This is a genomic window from Clostridium sp. (assembly GCF_016650095.1).
Lineage (GTDB): Bacteria > Bacillota > Clostridia > Clostridiales > Clostridiaceae > Clostridium_AD.
The window spans coordinates 1-4,702 of sequence record NZ_JAENWL010000299.1 but is presented as its reverse complement, the minus strand read 5'-3'; the positions used below and the strand labels follow the sequence as shown (position 1 = coordinate 4,702).

7 protein-coding genes are annotated in these 4,702 nt (G+C 34.9%); 2 read left to right on the top strand and 5 right to left on the bottom strand.

What is annotated here, in order from left to right:
• The coding region (locus JJE11_RS14865) for a pyridoxal-phosphate dependent enzyme (RefSeq protein ID WP_291636990.1) at window positions 1–243 on the top strand (243 nt) is incomplete at its 5' end.
• Between the two features lie 196 nt (window positions 244–439).
• Complete coding sequence (gene larE, locus JJE11_RS14860) at window positions 440–1,267, top strand: ATP-dependent sacrificial sulfur transferase LarE (protein WP_291636988.1); 828 nt, start codon at window positions 440–442, stop codon at window positions 1,265–1,267.
• A gap of 110 nt (window positions 1,268–1,377) precedes the next feature.
• On the opposite strand, the gene JJE11_RS14855 is transcribed toward larE, so the two are convergent.
• From JJE11_RS14855 to JJE11_RS14835, 5 genes are all read right to left on the bottom strand, one after another.
• Window positions 1,378–2,274 (bottom strand): thiamine pyrophosphate-dependent enzyme, encoded by an 897-nt coding sequence (locus JJE11_RS14855; RefSeq protein ID WP_291636986.1) that lies wholly within the window; start codon window positions 2,272–2,274, stop codon window positions 1,378–1,380.
• Complete coding sequence (gene porA, locus JJE11_RS14850) at window positions 2,267–3,457, bottom strand: pyruvate ferredoxin oxidoreductase (protein ID WP_291636984.1); 1,191 nt, start codon at window positions 3,455–3,457, stop codon at window positions 2,267–2,269. The genes JJE11_RS14855 and porA overlap by 8 nt, the downstream gene beginning before the upstream one ends.
• Window positions 3,458–3,460: 3 nt before the next feature.
• A complete protein-coding gene (locus JJE11_RS14845) occupies window positions 3,461–3,757 on the bottom strand; it encodes a 4Fe-4S binding protein (protein ID WP_291636982.1) in 297 nt (98 codons plus the stop codon).
• 1 nt (window position 3,758) lies between these two features.
• On the bottom strand, window positions 3,759–4,295 hold the full coding sequence (locus JJE11_RS14840) for a 2-oxoacid:acceptor oxidoreductase family protein (protein ID WP_291636980.1): 537 nt from the start codon (window positions 4,293–4,295) through the stop codon (window positions 3,759–3,761).
• Window positions 4,292–4,702: aminotransferase class I/II-fold pyridoxal phosphate-dependent enzyme (locus JJE11_RS14835; protein WP_291636978.1), on the bottom strand; the 411-nt coding region annotated here is incomplete at its 5' end. The genes JJE11_RS14835 and JJE11_RS14840, both read right to left, overlap by 4 nt.

The following is a 4,702-nucleotide window of genomic DNA, read 5'->3' as shown; positions in this document are numbered from 1 at the left end:
GTGTTAAATACTGAAATAATTGATGAAATATATAAAGTTAAGAATGAAGAATCATTTAAAGCAAGTAGAGATTTAGCTAGAACTGAAGGGTTATTAGTTGGCATATCTTCCGGGGCAGCAGCTTTTGCAGCTACTGAAATTTCAAGAAGAAGTGAGAATAAGGGGAAAACTGTCGTTGTTTTATTTCCGGATACTGGTGAAAGATATTTATCCACTGTACTTTTTAATGAAGATATAGTTTAATCACTGCTTCAGGATATTGATTAAATAATTAGAGGTTTTAGATACAGAATGATTCTGTCCTAAAACCTTTTTTTATAATATAAAGTAGTTATTTGATTTGCCAATAGCCGTATAATGTCATAAAATACAATAAAGCTTATACTTAAAATTAAATTTAGTTAGTGCTTGCACTTACTTTAAGACATGGAGGATAAATATGGAATTAGATTTGAAGTTTCAAAAATTGAAAGATAGTCTACAAGATTTGGGAAGTGTTGCAATAGCATATTCTGGCGGTGTTGATAGCACATTTCTTTTAAAGGTAGCCACAGATGTTTTGGGTAATAACGTTATAGCAATTACTGCAAAGTCTTCAACTTACCCCCAAAGAGAATTTGAAGAAGCTGTTAAATACATAGAAGGCATAGGGTCAAAACACATAGTCATAATCTCTGAAGAATTAGAAATTGAAGGATTCGCTAAAAACCCTATTAACAGATGTTATTTTTGCAAAAAAGAACTTTTCTCTAAGATTAGAAAAGTTGCTGATGATAATAATATTAATGCAGTTTTAGACGGTTCAAATGCTGATGATATTTCTGATTTTAGGCCAGGAACAAAGGCAGCTATGGAACTTAAAGTTATTAGTCCATTAAAGGATGCTGGTTTAACAAAAAATGATATAAGAGCATTGTCAAAGAAATTTGGCGTACCTACTTGGAATAAGCCAGCCTTTGCATGTCTATCCTCAAGATTCCCATATGGTAATGAGATAACTGTTGAAAAACTAAGTATGGTTGAAAGAGCTGAGCAGTTTCTAATGGATTTGGGCTTCAGGCAGATAAGGGTAAGACATCATGAAGATATAGCAAGAATTGAGGTAAATGCTGAAGAAAGAGATAAATTCTTTGACATCAAAATTATGGATAAAGTTGCGAATGAGTTAAAAAGTATTGGTTTTAAATATGTAACTCTTGATTTGTTAGGATATAGAACTGGAAGTATGAATGAAGTTCTTAGCGAAACCGAAAAAAATATTAATTGAATATTATAAATATAGTAACTCATGTAGTGCTTTCTGTTCCTTTGTATTAAGCTCTACATGAGTTATTTTTATTTAGTTTTAAACATAACCATAATAAGTTGTATTAACTTTTATTCAATCCAATTTTTTCTAATATATTTCCATTTTTTATCTCTTTGCTCTACAATAATATCTATATCTTCATCCTTTAAATGCTTGAACCTTCCTTGACTTAAGAGATAGTTCTTTACAGAAGTAAACTCCTTAGGGTTCATATTTAGTTTAAAATCGCCATCTTCATATTCGGCCAAATACCATAGTCCAGAATCCACAATATCCTTAGCCACGTTAACCGTATCCTCTGTTGGGGTTCCCCATCCAACTGGGCATGGAGCAACCACATGAATATATGATGTTCCATTAACTTCTGATGCCTTTTGCACCTTATTTATAAAATCTTGGATGTACCCAACACTTGCTGTAGCTGCATATTTTATTCCATGAGCCGCTACGATTTCAAACATATTTTTCTTATTCTTGATGTTTCCTCTTATGTTTTCTCCTGCTGGTGTTGTAGTAGTTTTTGCTCCAAATGGAGTTAAGCTACTTTTTTGAATACCTGTATTCATATAGGCTTCATTGTCATAACAAATGTATATAACATTATCATCCCTATCTATTGCTCCCGATAAGGCTTGAATTCCAATATCTGCTGTACCACCATCTCCTGCAATACCTAGAACCTTATAATTTTTAAGTCCTAGAGCTCTTGCCCCAGCCTCAACACCTGTAAGCATTGAAGCAGTACCTGCAAATGTTGATATAATAGCATTATTACTAAAACAAAGTTGTGGAAAAACAAACCCTACTGCCGACATACACCCTGCTGGCAATACTGTGAATGTCCTTTCTCCAAGAACTTTTAATGCCATTCTTACTGCCAAACTTCCACCACACCCAGCACATGCTTTATGCCCATAAAAAAGTTCATTGTCAGTAATATTTTTTGCAGTTATTTTTTCATTCATTAATTTCCACCCCCAACCCTACAAATTTCACATAATCCTTTTTAGTTCCTTCTACCCCTTCTTTTATATATTGAAACATTTCTGCTATATTATCCTTTGAAATATCTCTCCCACCAAGACCTGCAACAAAATTATAAGAAGGTATAGAAACCCTAGCCTTCGCTATTGCAGAATTCACATTAGTATAAACTGTCCCTTCATGACCAAATGATACATCCTTTTCTAAGACACCAATTCCTTTTACGTGTTTTGCGAGGTTTATTAATTCTTCCTCTGGAAAAGGCCTTAAAAATCGTATTTTAAATACTCCGACCCTGAGTCCGGCCTCCCTTAGTTCATCAACTACAATCCTACCTATTCCTGTTACGCTTCCTAAAGTTATAAGCACTATTTCTGCATCCACGCAACGGTATTCCTCTACCATTCCACCATATCTTCTTCCAAACTGCTTGCCAAAGTCTTCATCTACTTCTCTAATAACTTCCTTTGAATCTAGCATTGCCTTATGTTGCTGATATTTGAATTCCATATTATCCCCAGGTCCAGCAGTAAACGCCATATTTTTAGGGTTCTCTAGATCCATTTTATAAGGTGTTTCAAAAGGAGGTATAAATTTATCAGCATCCTCCGTTGTAGGAATTTGAACTAACTCATAAGTATGTGTAAGTATAAAACCATCAAGATTTATCATAATAGGTGTAAGAACCTTTTTATTTTCAGCTATTACGTAGCTTTGTAATACCATATCAAGACTTTCTTGGGCATCTTCTACATAAACTTGTATCCAACCTGAATCAAGCTGAGAAAGTGAATCCCTTTGATCCCCATAAATATTCCAAGGCAGTGCTGTAGAACGATTAGCATTCATCATAACAATTGGGAATCTCCCACCACTAGCATAATGAAGACATTCTGCCATATAAAGTAAACCTTGCGATGAAGTAGCTGTAAAAGTTCTTGCACCTACAGCGCTTGAACCCATTGCAGCAGATAACGCGGAATGCTCTGACTCAACATGAACAAATTCGCTTTTTAGGCTACCATCCTCCACCATTTCTGAGAGTCTTTCCACAACTGTTGTTTGTGGAGTAATTGGATAAGCCGAAATAACATGAGGCCTTGCAAGTCTCACACCTTCTGCAAGGGCTTCATTTCCAGATAAAAAAGCTTTTCTTCCTGCCATTATCTACACCTCCCTTTCCATTTTTATTGCCTTTGAAATACATATCTTCGCACATATGCCACAGCCTTTGCAAAAATCATAATCTATATCAATATTAATATCTGTCTTGTAAATAACTCCATCGGGGCAATACATGTAACACTGCAGACAATTAATGCACTTTTCATGATCTATAACTGGTTTCTCATTTCTCCAGCCTGCGTTCTTTGTGACAAGATGTCCTGCTTTGTAGCAAGGACCTAAAGGGTATTCCGATATATGAGTGGGCTTAGTATATTTTCTTAGAACTGGCTTAATCATATTATTCACCCCTAACTTTATTATAAGAAGCAATTATAACTTCTCTATTTTTTTCTAGCACTAATCCTTTTAAATAGTTCGCTGAACCTGAAATTACAGCTTCAATGCTTAAAATACCTGACAGGCCAATAAGTGCACCAATCATAGCAGTATTAGTGGTAGGTCTTTTAAGAATATTTAAAGCTATTCCAGTTGCATCAAAGGTAACTACATCCTCACCATACTGTTCATATTTTTCTGAGTGAATGCTATTAATAATCACTTTCCCATTTCGTTTTAAATCATTTATATATGATTTATCGAAAAGTGACTCGTCTAGTAGAACTATATAGTCACATTTCCTTATTTCACTTCTATCAATAATTTTCTTATCATCAATTTTAGTAAAAGACTGTATTGGTGCTCCTCTTCTTTCTGGCCCAAAGGATGGAAAAGCAAGCGCAAATTTGCCTTCAAATAAAGAGGCAGAGGCCCCTAATATCTTTGCAGCAGTAAATGCTCCTTGTCCACCTCTACCATGCCATCTTATTTCAATCATAACCGAAGCCCCCTTGCCTTATGTTTTAGTGAAGAAAGCCGATTAAGTGCTTCTTCTAAAGTATCTGTCTTTTTAGCAAAATGAAGCCTGATCAAATGATTTACATCTTCTCTAAAGAAACTTGAACCAGGAACTGCTGCGATGCCTACCTCTTTTGCTAGCCACTCACAAAATTTTACATCATTAGTTGATCCAAATTCTGAAACGTCAACCATTATATAATAAGCTCCTTGTGGGGTTGTGTATGTTAATCCTATATCATCAAGGCCTTTTAAAAATAAGTCCCTTTTTTCTGTATAAGTATTTTGAAGTCCAGCATAATAAGCATCTTCAAAATTAAGGGCTGTAACCGCTGCTTCTTGAAGTGGTGCTGCTGCTCCAACTGTTAGAAAATCATGAACTTTTTT

What these genes read in the sequence shown, in the direction of transcription:
- larE (WP_291636988.1), top strand. Translation starts at nt 440, where the DNA reads ATGGAATTAGATTTGAAGTTTCAAAAATTGAAAGATAGTCTACAAGAT.
- JJE11_RS14855 (WP_291636986.1), bottom strand. Translation starts at nt 2,274, where the DNA reads ATGAATGAAAAAATAACTGCAAAAAATATTACTGACAATGAACTTTTT.
- porA (WP_291636984.1), bottom strand. Translation starts at nt 3,457, where the DNA reads ATGGCAGGAAGAAAAGCTTTTTTATCTGGAAATGAAGCCCTTGCAGAA.
- JJE11_RS14845 (WP_291636982.1), bottom strand. Translation starts at nt 3,757, where the DNA reads ATGATTAAGCCAGTTCTAAGAAAATATACTAAGCCCACTCATATATCG.
- JJE11_RS14840 (WP_291636980.1), bottom strand. Translation starts at nt 4,295, where the DNA reads ATGATTGAAATAAGATGGCATGGTAGAGGTGGACAAGGAGCATTTACT.